Origin of the sequence: Rhizobium sp. C4 (assembly GCF_021026315.1) — a bacterium.
Taxonomy (GTDB): Bacteria; Pseudomonadota; Alphaproteobacteria; order Rhizobiales; family Rhizobiaceae; genus Ensifer_A.
Genome location: NZ_JAJNCX010000012.1, coordinates 140,171 through 156,631, shown reverse-complemented (window position 1 = coordinate 156,631; position 16,461 = coordinate 140,171). Strand labels below are relative to the sequence as shown.

The following is a 16,461-nucleotide window of genomic DNA, read 5'->3' as shown; positions in this document are numbered from 1 at the left end:
GGGTTCATCACCCGGCCGTCGTCGTCCTGGGAGGAGACGTGTCTTATTTCGCAGCCGCCGCAAACAGCTCGTCGAACTTCTGCTTGGCTTTCGGCGGCATCTTGGCGGCTTTGGCCGCGTCGGCGTTGGCGCCCTTGCCGACTTCCACCAGCATCACCATGCCCATGCCGAAATGCGGCTTGCAGCGGACGCCGTAGAAGCCTTCCTTGTCGAGCTTGACGGTCACGTCCTTGCCCATCTCGCCGATGAAGGGCGCAGCGCCTTCCGGCACCATGCCTTCGATGCTTTCGGCGTCATGGCCCTTGTCGGTGGCGACGAAATGGATCGTGTCGCCCGGCGCGGCCTTCACGAAATCGGGTTCGAACACCATCGTGCCCTTGGCGCCCTTGTTCAGCATCTTGACCTCGATATCGGCTGCGTTGGCCGGGAGCGCCATGACGGTCAGTGCAACGCCTGCGACCAGAGCAAGGCTCGTCTTCATCATCGTCTTCATTGTCGAATTCCTTGGGTTGTTTCACGATCCTCGTGACCGCTGAGACCCTTCTAACCTTGACGCCCAAAGTCGAGTTTGCGGTTCGTCAAACAGAAATGAAATTGCGCGCCGCTGGTTACTTTTGCTGATGCGCAAACTGTTTGCGCCAGCACAACGAAGCCAGCCGGCATTCGCCTATTGTCGAGATCAACGTGGAGGGTGGAAAGGTCCGATGCGCTTCAGTCGCGACATCACGCTCGAACAGATGATGACGGAATGGCCTGAGACGGTTGCCGTTCTCATGCGCTACCGGATGCTCTGTATCGGGTGCCCGATCTCCGGCTTTCACACGCCGGTGGATGCCGCGCGCGAACATGAGGCAGAGCTGGAACGTTTCGAGGAAAGCCTGATCGAGGCGATCAGGCATCGGAACCGCGTTTGAGGTTTAACCCTGGGGCTTTCCCTGCCCGATCAGCATCAGCTTGTGCGGATCGGTGACAGTGATCTTCTGCCGCCCGCTTGACACCACACCGTCGCTCTCCCAGGCGCTTAAGAGCCGGCTGACCGTATGCAGCGTCGTGCCGGTCATTTCCGCGATGTCCTGCCGGGAGATGGGGAATTCGATGATGATCCCGTCTTCGGTCTTCTTGCCCGTCTGGCGGATGAGCCGCAGCACTGCGTTGGCAACCCGCTGTTCGACCTGCGCAATCGAAAGCTCGATGACCCGCTCCTGTGTTTCGGCCAGTCGCGCACCCACGGCCTTGTAGGTGTTAATGGCAAGCTGCGGAAAGCGGGCGGACAGTTCCGGCCAGATCGACGTCGGCCAGGCGAGCACGACGCAATCGACCGCTGCCTCGGCGGACGCCGGATAGGTCGTCCGCCCGATCGCGGGCGCGATGCCGATGATCGAACCCGCACCAAGGTAGCGCGCAATCACCTGGTGCCCGTCCCGCGTCGTCTGCACGACACGGACCACACCGTCGAGAAGCAGGAAGAACCGTTCCGCCGCCTCATCCTGCGCAAAGACTGCCTTATCCTTCGGGACCCGCAATGGGTTTGCCCGATCGAGAACCTCATTGATATCCGCGGCCGCCAGCCCGGCGAACGCCTCAATGTCCGCGACAATTGATCTATCGATTTTCGCCATCTCGCCCCGTGACTCGTGCTTGTTTCCGTGCGTTCTATAATGGCTTCTCGAGTGCTGCACCACCTCATCGCGGCGTTTGGATCAGCATTGTCCGCGCCTGGCTCGCGTTTTGGGGCCATCATCAACTGGTTGCGGCCCATGTTCGGCCATTAGCCTCGCCTCGAGTCATGTCCCTGTATGGGAACTTAAGCGGACAAATATCACGGCGACGAGATCGCCAGTTCATATCCTTTCAAGAGCGAAACGACAAACTCGAATTCCTCCGCGGACCGGAGCTTCGATCACGCTAACATCTGAAGCCCGTGCTTCTGCACAAGCGCAAGCAGCTTCAGCGCGGGGCCGCTAGGGCGTTTGGCACCGGTCTCCCACTTTTGCACCGTCGACTGACTGGTGTTCAGATAGCGGGCGAAGACCGGCTGGCTGACGTGGTTCTTCTCACGCAAAGCCTTGATCTCATTTGGCGTGAGTTCAGACGGGACCACAAGGCAATCATTGTCGAATGTCCGCATCGTTTCCTTATCGATGGTCCCGGCCGCATACATGCCTTCGACAGCACTGTGGATTGCCTCGAAGGCATCGCTCTTGAACTTGCGATTAGTCGCCATGGTCTATCTCCAATAGGGCGCCGGCCTTGAGTTCCGCTTCGAGGTCAGCTTTCGTCTTGCGGCGGTATAGGTCAGCGAGCTTCCGGAACGCCAGAAGCTCGTCGTCATCAATATTCGGTCGATCCTTCTTTGCGAAGAGATAGGCGAACACCCAGAACTCGCCTGCCTTGGCCAGAACGATCGAACGATGCAAGTTTTCGTTAAGACGCTTCTTGAAGACGCCGCCTCCAAGATCGTCGGCCTGCCCGAGCGCGACTTGGCGGATTGCCGTCGACAACGCCTTGTCGGAAATGCGCGCCTTCTTTGCCGCCTTGGCGAACCATGCAGTTTTGAACACTCGGTCTGACATCGATCTATATAGCACTAAGTGCTACATCCATCAAGATTGAGGAGAGAACTATGCCGCTTCCCATACCTGATTCAGAATTCGAGCAGCAAGGGCAGCCTTGTCCTGCGGCAGGAAGCGGCCATAGTGCTGCTGCACCACGTCTGGTGTATCCTGGATCGCGTAACTCGCCTGCTCGTAGGAGCCAGTCTGCTTGAGAATATGAGTTGCCAGGATATCCCGCAGATTATGCGGGCCATGCGGCAGCAGCCCCTTGATGGCGCCACGACCGGTATAGGGATTATAGATTCCATAGCGCTGAATCACGGTCCGCCAGGCCTCGTAGAATGTGGTGGAATCGTAGGCGGCATCCAGGCTGGTCTTTTTCACGGTCTTGACGAACAGCGTTCCCGGATCCTTGGCGGGGCCGAGCAGGACACCGCGATGGCGATCGATATAGGCCTCGAGGTATTTGTAGAGATCCAGCAGATCCGGCAAGATCAGCCGGAACGGCTTTTTCCCGAAGAAGGAGGAACCGGAGTTCTTGAACGCGACTGAAGGGATAAGCACCTCCCATCCTTGCTCCCTTTCGCTCCAGCGCAACTCGCCGCATTTCATGTCTTCAAGGCGTCGTTCCGAAGTCGGGAAATGGCCGCGCCGGCAGACGAGAAGCTGACGGAGGTTCTTCTGGCGAAGCCCCAGATGCAAACCCAGGCGAAGCAGAAGGAAAGACCGGACAGCCTCCGCAGCTGCTCTCGGGTATCGATCTTCATCCGGCATGCGCTTAAGGATCTCGTCCGTAATCTTGCGATATTCTGACAGCGGGCTGTCCGCTTCAAGAACAACCATGATAGGTTCAAAAGGATCGCGGTGCACCCGCATTACCCGCTGAATTTCCTTGGAACGGTTGGCGACATGCCGGTGAAACGCGTCGCAGGCACCATGCCAATCGCGCGTTGCGAACTCGATTTCCTCTGGCGCGATCAGACCTTCGATCGGTTTCACATGCTTCAGCAACTCTGGGTGCTGACCTATCCAGCCGACGTCGGAGCGCGACAGGGCCTGCGCGATCATCAGCATGTCCTCTTCCCATCTGGTATAGAAACCGCGACGCTGCTCCCGCCACTGCAGATACCAATCCCAGACGCCAGGGAAGATGAGCAGGCCAAAAGTCAATTGGCTGAGCGGTACGCCGAACCCCTTGACCGCACCGGAAGGAGAGGCGGCCAATGCGCCGAACATCAGACCGAGATGTTCGATCTTCTGGGAAGCCGTTTCCTCGCCCCAAACTCCATTGCGCTGGAAGCCGATCGCGGTCAGCGTCGAAGTCTTGAACCGGATCAGATCGGACATTTCCATCGCAAGGCGAGGCGGCGCATCGACGACGCCGGACAGTAGGTCCGGGTCTTCGAAGCTTTCGGTGGCTTCACTGTGGACGCTGTTCTTGTGAAGGTTCCCACGAGGCGACAATGCTCCTCCGCCATATGTTATGCCCGGAAACCGGATAGCATAGCGCTGCTTGCTGGCCGCTGCCTGATAGCGCCGATAGTCGGTCGATCCCGAAATGATGACCTTTCGCACCCAATCTATGATCTCCTCCCTCTTACTGAAGGGAAGGCTGCCGAAATCGTCCGGAAGGTGCCAGGCAATCCTGCGGCTTTCCGCAGGTGTGATATCACCGAGATCATGGCCAAGGAGAGATCGGGCCTGATGCGGCAGCTTCGCTTTGAAATATCCTTGCGGCAACTGGTAGCGCCGTTCGATACGCGCGAGAATGTCAAAGCTGTTCACCGATCGGGGTACCCGTTCGCCCTCGACCCATGACAGCAGGGTTTTGTGGTCGAACGTTTCATCGAGCCGGATCACGGCGCGATAGAGCTGCCAATAGCTCTCGCCAAACCGGCGCATATGATAGATGAGTGCCTCCTGAAAACTGTCAGGGTCGTGGGTTGCGTCAAACAGCGGCTCCGGAGACTCAAGTATCGGCTTGGGTTTACCTCCCTTGGACCCGTTAGGGAAATCAGTGATCGGATGGCGCTCGCCGGTTCTTCTAGGCGTTCGCGTAGAGGAACGTTTAACCTGGGCACTGCAGCTATCGGCCTCTCCCTTTTTCGCTCTACCAGTGCGGACTTGGCGGTCTTCGGGGACGGGTGGTGCGCCGAGCCAACGATTGACCGCCTCCAGGGCAATCTGAACCTGCCTTTTAAAGTCGGGCTTCCACTGACCCCCAATCCCCGTAGTGATGGCGATTTCCGTCCAATCTATATGACCATTCAACCGCGGCGGCCCCTTGCGATGCGCGATCAAGCTTATGAGGTAGCGCTCGATTTTCTTGGAAGCCGCTTCGCGGGCGAGGGGGGCCACGCGCATTTCGCAGAACTTGGAGATTTTCTGCTGAAAATGCCGCGACGAAAGATCCTGTTTTGACATGCTGATATTCCGTTTCGCTCGGCACCAGTGCCGAGGGTGAGCGGAGATAGGGCGGGACATTTAACAAATGATGGAGCGTTTCAGGCGAAATAAAGTAAGCGTTGACTGGCAACCGATGTTTCTGATTTCGGCCTGTTCGCCGGCAGGTACACTTCAATCAGGAGCACACAATCTCGACGAGGGGTCGCTTGTCGTTGGCGCGGCCGAGGTTCCTAGCGGATCGTGGGTTTGTATCTACTCAAAGCAAAAGGAATTAAAAAAAGCGACCATCGATTGCGTTGACCTGTACGGTCACGTCCATCGCGATGAAGGCGTCCGTAGCGCCCGTGAAGCTCCCTGAAACCGGAACGGCGTTGGCGATGTCGCGGGCCACGGCGACCGGGATGAGGTTGGCGGCGCCCATGCTGCGGTTTGTCGGATCGAATGTGATCCAGCCAGCGCCCGGAACGAACACTTCTGCCCAGGCGTGCGTCGATCCTTCGTCTGTCGAGCCGCTGAGTGATGCGTCTGGATTGAACAGATAGCCTGAGACGATCCGGGCACCGAAACCAAGGCTACGGACCGTTTCGACGAATAACACGGCGAAGTCCCTGCAGGAGCCCCAACCGCGCTCAAGGGTTCTGAGCGGCGTCTGCGTCCCTTCCTCTTCCCGGCTCTGGTAGGAGATAGAGGATGCGATCCCCAGACTGATATCCTTGAGAAGGGACAGCGTATCGGTCGGACTGCCGGCGACAAAGCCGCGGGCCCATGTTGCGAGCCGGCTGTCGATGTCTTCGTATTGTTGAACCCCAAGCGCACCGAGATCAGTCCAATCGCCATCGGCGTAAGCGAAGGGATAGTGGATCGCGTATGCCGCAATGTCGAAGACCGGCCATGCCGATGCCGTCAAATCCACGATTGCCGTGCTGTCCACCACCAATGTGCGGGCGCGGGTCTGGAACGTCGCTGAAGCAATCGCGTTGCCGAATACATCGTTCGACCAGCTCAGTGCAACCCGAGGGAAGGTGGAAACCTCATGGCTGAGCAGCCTGAGCTCGCGGCCTTCACGCGGCCGGAGCATAAGGCGGTGCGGCGACAACGACACCTCCTCCCGGAAACTGTAGGTCGTACGATGACGAATACTGAGCATTGCCATGGAAACAGCTCCCTAAGGCTGATTGCGAGGGTGCAGCCCGCGCGCGGGGCAATTTGCTTATCGTCCGCGCGTCGCGCCAGCGGACTAGCGGATCAGCCCTGCCGCGCGAAGTGCATCGTTGATGACCTTTCCGACGCCCCGATCATCTCGACCTCCGGTCTTGTGAACCACGCTTGTTTTCGCATAGGCCATCACCTTGGCGATCATGGCTTCAATACCTGACGGGGCCGTGACGTGCTCCGGGCCGGTCTCGAAGGTGCCCTCCGCGATTTCGACATCGGCGTCGTCGGCAAGGCCCCAGGTCCGGGCGATACGCGCAGTCGAAGAAATCCCCGCGTCCAGCATGAATGGACCAGAGTTGCCCAGGGGAGCTTCCGCTGTGAAAGACAGGGGGACCCCATGCGCCATGCCCTTGATAAGATTGACCTCGATCACCTCTTTGCCGCTTTCGTCGAGCCAGGCCTTGCGGCTGTGGCCATTGATCGATTCTGTCAGGTCCGGTGTGTCCGAGACCCCATGCGCGCCGGCCCACTGATGGGCGATCTGCTCGGCATTGACTGGCGTTACCGTCTGGTCGTGCGTTCCATGCCAGACAGAGATGCTGGGCCAGGAATCCGAGCCGGGCGCTGCGGTCTCCAGGACAGACCGCATCTGGCTGACGCTCGGACCATTCTGGCCGCGCATCCGCTCGAAAGCCTGGCTTAAGCCCGAGGCGGTTCCATAAGGAAGTCCACCGATGATCGCGCCACCCGCAAACAATTCGGGATAGCTCACCAGCATGACATTCGCCATAGCGCCTCCGGCCGACAGTCCGGTAATGAAGATTCGCCCCGCATCCAGTCCGTGCGCCTCAACGACGTGGCCGACCATTTCCCGGATTGAGAGAGCTTCGCCCGAAGCGCGCCGGATGTCGCCCGGCTCGAACCAGTTGAAGCAAAGGTTGGCGTTGTTGACGCGCTGCTGCTCGGGAAAGAGGACTGCAAAGCCCTTTTCCTCCGCGAGCTTCGACCAGCCGGCCCCGTGGTCATAGGTTGCGGCACTCTGCGTACAACCGTGCAGGACGACGACGAGTGGCGTCTTGGGCGCAAGAATGGCCGGGAGATGCAGCCAGCACTTCAGCATGCCGGGGTTCGAGCCGAAGTTCTTCAGCTCGGTCAGCTGCCGCGAATTTCTATGCTGCGTCACATCCGTCTCCCATGCCCGTGATGGACACGATACTCATACACCCAAAACCTCAAGTCGAAACTCCTGTCGGACGCATCGCCTCGAGAAGCCGGCTGATCCGGATCGTGGTGAAGTTGGAATAGGTGTCGGAGACGGCATAAGGCAGAGCGATCAGATCGCCATGGCGCAAGGCGCCGCAGGAATAGACGACGTTTGGCACATAGCCTTCACGCTCCGTTGGATCCGGTTGCAGCAGAGGTTCGACCGTGCGGGAAAGGATGATGCTCGGGTCGTCCTTGTCGAGCAGCGTTACGCCGATGGCATAGCGCCGCATCGGACCGACACCATGGGTGAACATCAACCATCCTTCGTCGATCTCGATCGGCGACCCGCAATTGCCGATCTGCACGAATTGCCAGGCGAATTCCGGCTTCATCAGGAGATGGCCCTCGTCCCAGTTCAGCAGGTCATCCGAATAGAGCAGATAGAGGTTTTCGCTATCCTGCCGGGCGATCATGGCATAGCGGCCATCGATACGCCTGGGGAACAGCGCCATGCCCTTGTTGCGCGCGGCAGGTCCGCGCAGGGGCGTCAGGGAGAAGTTCAGGAAGTCCCTCGTTTCCAGAAGCTCCGAGCGGATGGATGAGCCGCTATAGGCGGTGTAGGTCGCATAGTAGATCGTCTTGCCGTCATCCTCGAACGCGACGAAACGCGCATCCTCGATCCCGTTGGACTGGGCCTCGGTGACCGGAAAGATCACACGTTCGCCAAGGTCGCTTTCGCTGCTGAAGCTCAACGTGATGCAGCCAGCAGGCGCCAGGCCGTCACTGGCATGAATGTTCGGCAGACCCGCCAGCCGTGTCGGGGCATCGATCGAAACCACCCCGTGTTCATCGATGACGCCGGAGCGGAAGGTCAGCGAGGATATGTGCCCCTCGCCAACGGCCCTGAGACTGATGATCACCCGCAGGCTGCCGTCCGCAAGGCCGGACTGATCCGGATGCGGCACGATGCTGGGATTGAAGAGCGCGGAGGACTCGAACGAATATTCGTTCATGAAGTAGGCGCCGACCAACTGCCGCTGCTGCTGGCTGAACTGCTGATGGTGGAGAAACGCATCCTCCATCGCATCGGCCCGCAGTTCGAATTGCCGCAGCAGATTGCGATGCCGGCCCTCGAAATTGGCGAGGATGTCGCGCAATTGATTGGCAGTCGATGCAGCGTCCAGCGACAGAACGCGGTCGACGATTTCATTGGCTCTGGTCTTGTCGCGCGGATTGAGATGCCGGGGTTCTGTCGACGGCTTGAACGGGCGCACGATGACCCGTGTCGAATCGGGCTTGAGATAGAGGGCCTGCCGATTGAGAATGTTCCGATGGGGCAAGGTGGATCCTTTATGGTCTTCCTGTTGAGCGGCTTTTGTCATGACAATTGCCGGAATTCGGCGCGCGGAAGCACGGGCGTCAGTTTCTGGTTGGTCTGCGCGATCTCGATGCAGGAGATCAGATAGCAAAGGACGGATTCGGCGCCGCGGTTCTCATTGGGGCGATCCGCATGCAGACCATCGCGGCAACTGCCCGTTTCGGGATCGACAAGGGAGACGCCGTGATCATTGCTGCCGGTAAACCAGTCGAAGGTTCTGCAGGCTGCGGCAATCCAGCCCTTGTCAGAGGTCGCCTCATACGCAGCCAGACACGCCGATATGGTTGCGGTTGCCTCGACCGGCTGCTGGTCGAACGGCTTCGGCGCCTGCCCGATCTCGAAGAAGCCGTCGGTCCCGATTGCGCGAAAGTGGCCCTTGTCCGATCTCTGCTGGGTCATCAGCCACTGCAAGGTGGAGAGACCCGTCTCGACAAAGCCGAAGACGTTGGTGGCGAGCCCGGTGAGGATCAAGGCCTGGCTCAGCCGGGCATTCTCGTAGGACAGCCCCTCTTCGAACCAGTGGCGATCGCCATCCGACACGCGCCGTTCCAGGTCCATCAGGCTTTCCGCGTGCCGCACACGCAACATGCTTGCGTGGTGGTCGTTTGGATTGGCCCTGCAGTAGTCGTTGAGCCCGAGAAGCGTAAAGGCCCTGGCTCGCGGCGAATTGAAGGTCAGCGTCACCGACATGGCCCGCGCAAAGAGCGCACTCGCCCAGCGTCGGCGCGGTGCATCGGCATCGGAGAGCGTGCAGGCCCCCAATGCCCAGAGGGTCCGGCCGTGGCTGTCTTCGGAGCCCTCGCTTTCAAGCCAACGGCGATCGAAGCCCATGAAATTCCGGAAGCGGCCGGTATCGCGGTTCCAGGCATGTTCGACAAAGGCGGCGAAGGATGCCGTCATCCGATCGCCTATGCCGGCGACGCCCGCAGCCGACATCAGAGATGAGAGCAGCAGCGCGCGGGCGTTGTCGTCCACGCAATAACCGTGGGACCTGTCGGGAACGGAATAGACGGCGTGCTGGAAGATTCCGGTATCGTCACACATGGCATGGAAGTGCCCGAGCCTGAGGGGCGCCCGTTGTAGCGGCAGCTTCATCCGCAGCGAGGGGAGATCGCTGACGAGTTTCGGTCGAGAGGCTTCGCAGCCCCTTGCCATGCTATCGAGATAGAGCTTGGCGACATGCGACCAGATCATCGTGCGTCCGGCGTCATAGGCGCGTCTGCGCATCGCCATCCGGGCATCGTCGTCGCCGAGCAGGTCGGCAATCGCCTTGCCGGTGGCCGTCGCGTCACCGAAGGGAACGAGAAGGCCGCGCCCGTCCTTCAGCAGTTCGCGGGCATGCCAGTAGGGCGTCGAGACGACCGCGCTGCCCATGCCGAAGCTGTAGGCAAGCGTCCCGGACGTCATCTGGGCCTCGTCCAGATAGGGCGTGACATAGACGTCGCACATGGAAATGAAGTCGAGCAGCGTCGGCAAATCAACGAAGTGGTTGAGGAATTGCACGGAATCTTCGACGCCAAGGCTTTCGGCGCGCTGGCGCAGGCTGTCGCGATAGGTCTCGCCCTGCTGGCGAAGAAGCGTCGGGTGGGTAGCGCCGAGGACGATATAGAGGGTCTCCGGGTTCTGCTTCAGGACCGCGGGCATGGCGTCGATGACCGTCTCGATCCCCTTGTTCGGGGAGAGCAGACCAAAGGTCAGGATCAGCGGCCGGCCAGCATAACCCCGTGCTGCCTTGGCCGTTTCCGGATCGTGAAAGGGCCGGTCGGGAATACCATGGGGAATAACATCGATTTTCGGGGCCGCTACGCCGTAGATTTCCGTGAGCAGCGCGCGCCCCTTCTCTGCCATGACGACGATACGGCTTGAACAGGCGGCGACCTTCTGCAGCACGCGGCGCTGGGACGGCGTGGGGTCGGCCAGGATCGTGTGGCAGGTGGTGACGATGGGGATACGAAGGTGCTCAAGGAGCTTCAGGATAAGCTCACCATCGGGGCCACCAAAAATGCCGAACTCATGCTGAAGTGATACGACATCGAATTGTCCCTCATTCAGGATCCGCGCCGCGGTCACATAATCGTCGGCCTCGGCTTCGCGAATCTCGAAGATGACCTCCGCCGGATAGGCATAGCTCTGCTGGTCGTCCGTTATGGCGATGATGCTGGGCCTGATGTGTTCGGACAGGCCGGCCATGGCCTGGGAGAGATCACCGGTGAAGGTGGCGATCCCACATTGGCGGGGTGGGGAATTGCCGATGAAGGCGATACGCATTGGCTTGGTCACGGGCGTTCCCTTCAGAACATGTCAAGAATGTCCAGGCCACAAGCGGCCGGGACATCGGGTTCATTTGAGGTCCACCGCTTCGAGATCCCGCTCGCGGGCAACACGCTCCTGGTGACGTTCTTCATTCCACAATCGATACTGCGGGCTGTTGTTGTAGACAGGCATCGGAGCCGCGACGGTGTAGATGACGGCTGCCGCGGGCGAGAGGCCCGTCGTGGTGACGAGGCGAACGACCTGTCCGACGGTAAAGCGGTGAGAAGGCATGGCGTTTCTCCGAAAAAGTGGCGGGTTTCGCTTGAACAATTTGCGACCGTTCACGCGACGGTCCCTGCAAACACAAATCAGTCTCGTTTCGCGGAAAAGACCTTGTCCTTTTCCAGCGCGGCTTCCAGTTCGGCGGGATCGATCGTGATCAGGCTTGTCTTGCTGCCGGCGACGACTTCGATCATGGTCGCCACCCGTCGATAGGCGAGCCACGAAATGCCCGTCATCTGCTCTTCGTCGTCCAGTACCCGGTAGTCTCCAGCCGGATGCAGGCCATCAAGGCCGTTCAGGGTGAAGGGCGCATCGAAATGCACGGTTCTCGTCTTCGTCCGCGTAAACATCGCAAGCTCCATCTCCGGAATGGTGACGGCGCGTGGGCGTCGTCGGACCGGATCATTTTCCCGGTTTGCGGGCCGGATTCGGGTGCGCTTTTCCTGAAAACAGGATGACGCTGCACTCCCGGCGCCCATCGTCACGCTCCATCCTGACATCATTCTGCTCGGGCGGTCGCCTCGCCTTGAGACTGTGCCGGACATCGGCCAAAACGACGATCTCATCAGATTGCTCCATCGTCATTCTCCGTATTGTCTGTTCGAACCGTCTCGCGATCGGCAAAACTGCCGCCGTCATCTTCCCAACGTGACAAGGCCGGTCCCTGGGACGCAGCAATCCGTCGCTGCGAAATCTGTCGCTTTGACAGAGGGTATGTTTCACTCATGATCATGCCATCGTTGATGTGCCCGATCATCAGATGCTCGCGGGCGTGATCCGGTCCTTCCGCGGCTTTCAGGTCCGAGGTCGCATAACCCGAACGCTTGAGCATGGATCGCAACACACGCTGATCGGCCCCGGCGTTTCCGTCGCCTGGCGGTCTCCGTGTTACCATGGCAAGGCGAAGAAGCGTCCTTCATCAGGACGCCCCAAAGCCTCCGAGGCTCTCAGCAGTGTGGGCACTTGGAAAGTCATGGTTGTCTCCTGACAGAATCTCACCGAGGATTTCGAATGCAGTTGCAGTCAGTTACCGAACCGCAAGGACGAGCCGACTGCATTCGCGTCGAGTTCGACCATGGAGCGCTTGTTCTTCTGATACAGGCCGCGGGCGATATCCAGAATCCGAGAATGTGCCCGGTCGAAGGCCATCAGATAGCCCTGCTCCCGCGGGTTTGTGTCAGACCCTCCCTGATCGAAGAGCCCGACCGACAAAAGGAAGACGATCTGCTTCAATCCGTCATGGCCGACAAAACGAATGGCGTCGCGGCGCTCGTCGTAGGTTCGCGTTGGATTTGCAAAGGAAAGGGTCATGCTTCAGCTCCCGGTGCAATGGATAGGCCGGGATTCTCGGAAACACGTTCCGCCCACACGCTGATTGCAGCGATGAGTGCATCCGGCTCTCGCGTACCCTGCTGATAAAGATCCAGGGCATATCTGGCCGCGGTCCGATCGAGCTCGCCCATGGGCTCTTCGTACTGAAACCCCGTGCAACGAAGCACTTCTCTGATGATGCCGATATCTGTGCTGGCGAGCATGTGCTCGTTATAGTCGGAAGACATGTCGTCCTCCTTTGCTGGGGCTCGAGTGCGTGCCACCCGTAAAATGACAACGCCCGTAAAATGGCTGCCATTGACCTTCAGATGGGGATGCCGATCAAAAATTGCAAGTTAACATGCACATCGACGAAAGGCTGTGCCGCAATCGCGAAACGGCGCGCGATGTTTCCGCCGGAGATTTCAGTACCCTTTTCAACGCTCCGTGGCGAACAAGTGAAGTGGGTTTCAATCCACGGAACCTCGTTAACGGGATGATGCGAGTCCAGCAGAAAGGTGAGGCCTGGGTCAGTGCTTTAAGGTGAGATATAGCTCCATCTTGGTGTGCAAACTGAGGCTCCGATTCGTTATCATCAGGCGAGAAGAAGTCGGTTCATCTCCGCGATCACTGCGGCGTAGTCGTAGGGCTTCGTAAAGAACTCGGCATTCTCGGGCAGTTCATGAGCGTTGGGCAAAAATCGGCCGGATGTTACAATGATCTTGATAGGCGGCCAGCGATCGCGCACGAAAGCGGCAAGCCTGAGCCCATCCATTGATCCGGGCATATCGATGTCGGTGAAAACGAGCCGAATATCTTGATGCTGCTCAAGACTGGCAATCGCCTCGTCCGCATTGCCGGCTTCAAAAACCTGAAATCCATGCTCCATCAACTCATCGACAATTGATAAGCGGATGAGAATTTCGTCTTCAACAACGAGTACAGCGTCTTGATGCTGTTTCACAGGCCAATCTCTTCCTCTTTGGAGTACTCATGGCTCTGCCTAAAGCCGCGACGACGCGTAGTGATTGCTCGAACGCTCACTCTGCGACAAAGTTCCATCGTCGGCGATGAGCGGTCAATGACCTGCAACCATGGAGCAGCAGGATCAATGACATCGCCCCGAGCTCCGAATCAGCGGCTTCACATTCTTAAACTGTAGGTTCATTGCCAACCATCGCAACCGGGAGAACGAGCATTGTATGTCTTTTGATATTGCGCGCGCTGCGAAACCAGATCAGAAATAAGCATACCTTACAGATGCACGCCAACCCGGGAGACAGGCATGCAACAGGCATTCTCGCAAAACGAAGTTGCCTTTTTGCGGCGAGCGACCGATCTAGCATCGAGGATGCTCTGCTTGCGGTCACAGCGTGACAAGGCGGAAATTGCGACCTATGTGTTGCTCGCGTTTCAGCCCAAGTCTGCCGATATGGACGAGTTGGCCCGTCGGGCAGCACAGCATTTTATGTTACGGCGGACGGCTGGGCCAGGATGTGCGCAAACTATTAGAAATGACGCCAACCCCAACAAGCCGGAACACGATCGCTGGCCTCAAGGGCGTTGATAAAATTTCTTCGTGCGTCAGTGCTCTACATTTCAGATCGATAAGAGCCATTCAGGCGCAACGCGGATGACTGCCCTTGAAGCCGTCAAGCACTTGAAAGACATATTCTACTGCCTCTTGTCTGGAAAGGGATCTGAGTTCGGATCCCGTCAAGGCGTGATAACACCGGTTACGGAACTGGACACCCCAGACGCCGAGTGCTCGGGCGGCCTGAAACGCGGCCTTCGCCGGATGCTTACCTGAGATCGGCAGTTGAGGTATTTGCAAATTTAACTGGGGCGCGGGGATTGTAGAGCGTCCTTGACGTTTGACCGGTGGCGTCGCCTTAACCGAGTTTGAGACGCGGTACTATCTCTTCCTGAATTTCACGCGCCGATCGATAACGCTGTTGGTTTCCATGCGGAACTGAGCCGATGTGCCTGTGGGCGAAAATTGCCCGAGCATGAGAAGTATCTGCGGACAGCCTCTTTCGCTGGCCCTTTGTCCCTAAAGTTTACGATACCACTCGATCAGCTCTCAATCGAAATCAACACCTAAGTTACCCTGTCAAGGCCTCTTGTAGAAGTGCCGCGACCTCTTGTGGCATGTCAATCATTACGTCGTGCCCGCAGGGTAGCTCATGGACCCGCCAGCCCGGAAGGGATAGCACCCGGGCCATTACGGCCCTAAAAGGCGAGTTGGGCCAATTGGCCGCGATATACGTCCTATTCGTCACATCGTGAAAGCGTCCGGACAGCCTCAGTCTCTCGGCAAGGGTGGCGAAAGGTTGTGGCGTGCATTTTGCGTCGATCCATGCCTGGTCGTCGATCGAAGCGCCGAAAGCAGACGAGGGCACTGGCGGAATTGTGTGACCGCCACTGGATTGCGCACGGGACAAGTGCGCTGCTACTGCTTCGGGCAGGTCGAGGTCGAAGGTGGATTTATCGTCCTCTCCTACGAAGGCGTCGAGATATACCAGCGCGCGAACGCGCTCGGGCATGATATCGGCCACTTTCGTGATCACAATACCGGCATAGGAATGGCCGACAAGGACCACATCCTGCAAATCCTCAAAATTGATGACGTTGACGATGTCCTGAACATGCGTCGAGGCATTGATCGCAGGCGAATAGCCGTTCGATCTTTCCCCGAGGCCGGAGAGCGTCGGAGTGAACACATCGTGGCCTTTTGCGCGGAGAATCCGCGCTAACCTTGAATAACACCACCCGCCGTGCCAGGCGCCGTGGACAAGTACAAAGGTGGCACTAGATTGTGGCATCGTGTTTCCCCCGGGGGCGAAAGGGGCGCCGCATTGCGACGCCCCTGGCGGTCAAAAATTAAACTTGTCGACATTTTCCTTTGTAAAAACAAAAGGATCGGCCAACGTTGCCGTGTCACCCTTGACCTTCATCTCGCCGATACGACCAGCCGGAACGACCCCTGAAGCGGCATCAAACTTGCCGGTAGCAACGGCGTAGGCGACGTATACGGCTGCATAGCCAAGATCAACGGGATTCCAAAGGATAAATCGGGACAGCGTGCCGTCCTTCAGCTGGCCGCCGTTGACACTGGGAAGACCATGGCCGGCTACCGCTACCTTACCGATCAAGCCCTTATCCTTCAGCGCTTCAAGTGCCGCAGTCATCGTAGCGCCGATGACTACAATCCCCTTAGTGTCGGGATTGCCTTGGAAATAGCTCGACACCAGGTTCTTGGACTTCACCGCATCTTCGTCGCCTGCAAGGACGGCTGCCACGCTCATTTTTGGATAGGATGACGCCAAATATGCCTTGATCGCCTTTATATAGCCCAGCTGGTTAGCGGCCGTCGCGGAACCCGTGAGTACTACAAGCGGGCCCTCAGTCACTCCGTCCTTGACGATGCTGTCTATGAGCGATTTCGCCATGCCCTCGAATGACACCGCCTCGACGAAAACGGTACGAGCCGATGGATCGACGTCCGAATCCCACGTGACCACCTTGATGCCCGCCTGTTGCGCCCGCTTCAGCGAAGGCGCCAGCGCATTCGCATCGAGCCCCGCGATGGCAATCACGTTAACTTTCCTGCGAATGGCTTGGTTGATGATGTTCACCTGCCCCTCGACACTTGCATCAGTCGGCCCGTTGTAATCGACTTCAACGCCGAGTTCCTTGGCGGCTTCCTGAGCGCCGACGCCCGTCGACGTGAAATAGGGAATTCCTATCAACTTTGGAATGACAGCCATGACGATTTTATCGGCTGCTGCTGAGATACTCACGCTCGACAGCAGGCAGGCCGCAGCGATGGTCATCATCGCAGTGCGTCTCGTCATATTCTTCACGACAGTTTTCATGTTTATGTCTCCTCCACAACCCCTCCAGCGACCATCG

Annotated in this window: 20 protein-coding genes; 2 read left to right on the top strand and 18 right to left on the bottom strand. The window is 58.6% G+C overall.

What is annotated here, in order from left to right; translation table 11 throughout:
• Positions 1 to 43: 43 nt before the first annotated feature.
• Positions 44 to 493: a pseudoazurin gene (locus LQK84_RS19485; RefSeq protein ID WP_330166425.1), complete on the bottom strand. Its 450-nt coding sequence runs from the start codon at positions 491 to 493 to the stop codon at positions 44 to 46.
• A 211-nt stretch (positions 494 to 704) separates the two neighbouring features.
• Between LQK84_RS19485 and LQK84_RS19480 the strand changes: the two genes are divergently transcribed.
• On the top strand, positions 705 to 914 hold the full coding sequence (locus tag LQK84_RS19480) for a hypothetical protein (RefSeq protein WP_230830393.1): 210 nt from the start codon (positions 705 to 707) through the stop codon (positions 912 to 914).
• Positions 915 to 917: 3 nt separating this feature from the next.
• Here LQK84_RS19480 and LQK84_RS19475 read toward each other — a convergent pair whose 3' ends face one another.
• From LQK84_RS19475 to LQK84_RS19405, 15 genes are all read right to left on the bottom strand, one after another.
• Positions 918 to 1,619 (bottom strand): Crp/Fnr family transcriptional regulator, encoded by a 702-nt coding sequence (locus LQK84_RS19475; protein ID WP_230830392.1) that lies wholly within the window; start codon positions 1,617 to 1,619, stop codon positions 918 to 920.
• 281 nt (positions 1,620 to 1,900) lie between these two features.
• On the bottom strand, positions 1,901 to 2,224 hold the full coding sequence (locus LQK84_RS19470) for a helix-turn-helix domain-containing protein (protein WP_230830391.1): 324 nt from the start codon (positions 2,222 to 2,224) through the stop codon (positions 1,901 to 1,903).
• Positions 2,214 to 2,573 carry a type II toxin-antitoxin system RelE/ParE family toxin gene (locus LQK84_RS19465; protein WP_230830390.1) on the bottom strand — a complete coding sequence of 120 codons (360 nt, stop codon included), beginning with the start codon at positions 2,571 to 2,573 and terminating at the stop codon, positions 2,214 to 2,216. Before LQK84_RS19465 ends, LQK84_RS19470 begins: the two co-directional genes overlap by 11 nt.
• A gap of 48 nt (positions 2,574 to 2,621) precedes the next feature.
• A complete protein-coding gene (locus LQK84_RS19460; RefSeq protein ID WP_230830389.1) occupies positions 2,622 to 4,979 on the bottom strand; it encodes a hypothetical protein in 2,358 nt (785 codons plus the stop codon).
• A 253-nt stretch (positions 4,980 to 5,232) separates the two neighbouring features.
• On the bottom strand, positions 5,233 to 6,114 hold the full coding sequence (locus tag LQK84_RS19455; protein WP_230830388.1) for a transglutaminase family protein: 882 nt from the start codon (positions 6,112 to 6,114) through the stop codon (positions 5,233 to 5,235).
• An 84-nt stretch (positions 6,115 to 6,198) separates the two neighbouring features.
• Entirely contained in the window at positions 6,199 to 7,299 is a 1,101-nt protein-coding gene (locus tag LQK84_RS19450; RefSeq protein ID WP_230830387.1) for an extracellular catalytic domain type 1 short-chain-length polyhydroxyalkanoate depolymerase, read from the bottom strand.
• A 49-nt stretch (positions 7,300 to 7,348) separates the two neighbouring features.
• Positions 7,349 to 8,704 carry a glycoside hydrolase family 130 protein gene (locus LQK84_RS19445; protein ID WP_442966986.1) on the bottom strand — a complete coding sequence of 452 codons (1,356 nt, stop codon included), beginning with the start codon at positions 8,702 to 8,704 and terminating at the stop codon, positions 7,349 to 7,351.
• Positions 8,701 to 10,980 (bottom strand): glycosyltransferase family 4 protein, encoded by a 2,280-nt coding sequence (locus tag LQK84_RS19440; RefSeq protein ID WP_230830385.1) that lies wholly within the window; start codon positions 10,978 to 10,980, stop codon positions 8,701 to 8,703. The genes LQK84_RS19445 and LQK84_RS19440 overlap by 4 nt, the downstream gene beginning before the upstream one ends.
• A gap of 60 nt (positions 10,981 to 11,040) precedes the next feature.
• On the bottom strand, positions 11,041 to 11,244 hold the full coding sequence (locus tag LQK84_RS19435; RefSeq protein ID WP_230830384.1) for a hypothetical protein: 204 nt from the start codon (positions 11,242 to 11,244) through the stop codon (positions 11,041 to 11,043).
• Between the two features lie 77 nt (positions 11,245 to 11,321).
• Positions 11,322 to 11,585 carry a hypothetical protein gene (locus LQK84_RS19430; protein ID WP_230830383.1) on the bottom strand — a complete coding sequence of 88 codons (264 nt, stop codon included), beginning with the start codon at positions 11,583 to 11,585 and terminating at the stop codon, positions 11,322 to 11,324.
• A gap of 52 nt (positions 11,586 to 11,637) precedes the next feature.
• Complete coding sequence (locus LQK84_RS19425; RefSeq protein ID WP_230830382.1) at positions 11,638 to 11,814, bottom strand: hypothetical protein; 177 nt, start codon at positions 11,812 to 11,814, stop codon at positions 11,638 to 11,640.
• The gene (locus LQK84_RS19420; RefSeq protein ID WP_230830381.1) at positions 11,801 to 12,067 is read right to left on the bottom strand and encodes a hypothetical protein; all 267 of its coding nucleotides are present in this window, start codon (positions 12,065 to 12,067) and stop codon (positions 11,801 to 11,803) included. The genes LQK84_RS19425 and LQK84_RS19420 overlap by 14 nt, the downstream gene beginning before the upstream one ends.
• A gap of 191 nt (positions 12,068 to 12,258) precedes the next feature.
• Positions 12,259 to 12,546 (bottom strand): DUF1488 family protein, encoded by a 288-nt coding sequence (locus LQK84_RS19415; protein WP_230830380.1) that lies wholly within the window; start codon positions 12,544 to 12,546, stop codon positions 12,259 to 12,261.
• The gene (locus LQK84_RS19410; RefSeq protein WP_230830379.1) at positions 12,543 to 12,794 is read right to left on the bottom strand and encodes a hypothetical protein; all 252 of its coding nucleotides are present in this window, start codon (positions 12,792 to 12,794) and stop codon (positions 12,543 to 12,545) included. Before LQK84_RS19410 ends, LQK84_RS19415 begins: the two co-directional genes overlap by 4 nt.
• A gap of 347 nt (positions 12,795 to 13,141) precedes the next feature.
• Positions 13,142 to 13,510, bottom strand: coding sequence for a response regulator (locus tag LQK84_RS19405; RefSeq protein WP_230830378.1), 369 nt, complete (start codon positions 13,508 to 13,510; stop codon positions 13,142 to 13,144).
• Positions 13,511 to 13,831: 321 nt separating this feature from the next.
• Here LQK84_RS19405 and LQK84_RS19400 point away from each other — a divergent pair, with 321 nt between their 5' ends.
• Positions 13,832 to 14,113 (top strand): hypothetical protein, encoded by a 282-nt coding sequence (locus LQK84_RS19400; protein WP_230830377.1) that lies wholly within the window; start codon positions 13,832 to 13,834, stop codon positions 14,111 to 14,113.
• A gap of 538 nt (positions 14,114 to 14,651) precedes the next feature.
• Here LQK84_RS19400 and LQK84_RS19395 read toward each other — a convergent pair.
• The gene (locus LQK84_RS19395; protein ID WP_230830376.1) at positions 14,652 to 15,371 is read right to left on the bottom strand and encodes an alpha/beta fold hydrolase; all 720 of its coding nucleotides are present in this window, start codon (positions 15,369 to 15,371) and stop codon (positions 14,652 to 14,654) included.
• Positions 15,372 to 15,422: 51 nt separating this feature from the next.
• Positions 15,423 to 16,424, bottom strand: a complete 1,002-nt coding sequence (locus LQK84_RS19390; RefSeq protein ID WP_230830375.1) for a substrate-binding domain-containing protein — start codon at positions 16,422 to 16,424, stop codon at positions 15,423 to 15,425.
• Positions 16,425 to 16,461: the final 37 nt, after the last annotated feature.

Excerpts from the sequence above, each read along its gene's own strand:
- LQK84_RS19485 (WP_330166425.1), bottom strand. The coding sequence starts at position 493 with ATGAAGACGATGATGAAGACGAGCCTTGCTCTGGTCGCAGGCGTTGCA.
- LQK84_RS19480 (WP_230830393.1), top strand. The coding sequence starts at position 705 with ATGCGCTTCAGTCGCGACATCACGCTCGAACAGATGATGACGGAATGG.
- LQK84_RS19475 (WP_230830392.1), bottom strand. The coding sequence starts at position 1,619 with ATGGCGAAAATCGATAGATCAATTGTCGCGGACATTGAGGCGTTCGCC.
- LQK84_RS19470 (WP_230830391.1), bottom strand. The coding sequence starts at position 2,224 with ATGGCGACTAATCGCAAGTTCAAGAGCGATGCCTTCGAGGCAATCCAC.
- LQK84_RS19465 (WP_230830390.1), bottom strand. The coding sequence starts at position 2,573 with ATGTCAGACCGAGTGTTCAAAACTGCATGGTTCGCCAAGGCGGCAAAG.
- LQK84_RS19460 (WP_230830389.1), bottom strand. The coding sequence starts at position 4,979 with ATGTCAAAACAGGATCTTTCGTCGCGGCATTTTCAGCAGAAAATCTCC.
- LQK84_RS19455 (WP_230830388.1), bottom strand. The coding sequence starts at position 6,114 with ATGGCAATGCTCAGTATTCGTCATCGTACGACCTACAGTTTCCGGGAG.
- LQK84_RS19445 (WP_442966986.1), bottom strand. The coding sequence starts at position 8,704 with ATGACAAAAGCCGCTCAACAGGAAGACCATAAAGGATCCACCTTGCCC.
- LQK84_RS19435 (WP_230830384.1), bottom strand. The coding sequence starts at position 11,244 with ATGCCTTCTCACCGCTTTACCGTCGGACAGGTCGTTCGCCTCGTCACC.
- LQK84_RS19430 (WP_230830383.1), bottom strand. The coding sequence starts at position 11,585 with ATGTTTACGCGGACGAAGACGAGAACCGTGCATTTCGATGCGCCCTTC.
- LQK84_RS19425 (WP_230830382.1), bottom strand. The coding sequence starts at position 11,814 with ATGGAGCAATCTGATGAGATCGTCGTTTTGGCCGATGTCCGGCACAGT.
- LQK84_RS19420 (WP_230830381.1), bottom strand. The coding sequence starts at position 12,067 with ATGCTCAAGCGTTCGGGTTATGCGACCTCGGACCTGAAAGCCGCGGAA.
- LQK84_RS19415 (WP_230830380.1), bottom strand. The coding sequence starts at position 12,546 with ATGACCCTTTCCTTTGCAAATCCAACGCGAACCTACGACGAGCGCCGC.
- LQK84_RS19410 (WP_230830379.1), bottom strand. The coding sequence starts at position 12,794 with ATGTCTTCCGACTATAACGAGCACATGCTCGCCAGCACAGATATCGGC.
- LQK84_RS19400 (WP_230830377.1), top strand. The coding sequence starts at position 13,832 with ATGCAACAGGCATTCTCGCAAAACGAAGTTGCCTTTTTGCGGCGAGCG.
- LQK84_RS19395 (WP_230830376.1), bottom strand. The coding sequence starts at position 15,371 with ATGCCACAATCTAGTGCCACCTTTGTACTTGTCCACGGCGCCTGGCAC.
- LQK84_RS19390 (WP_230830375.1), bottom strand. The coding sequence starts at position 16,424 with ATGAAAACTGTCGTGAAGAATATGACGAGACGCACTGCGATGATGACC.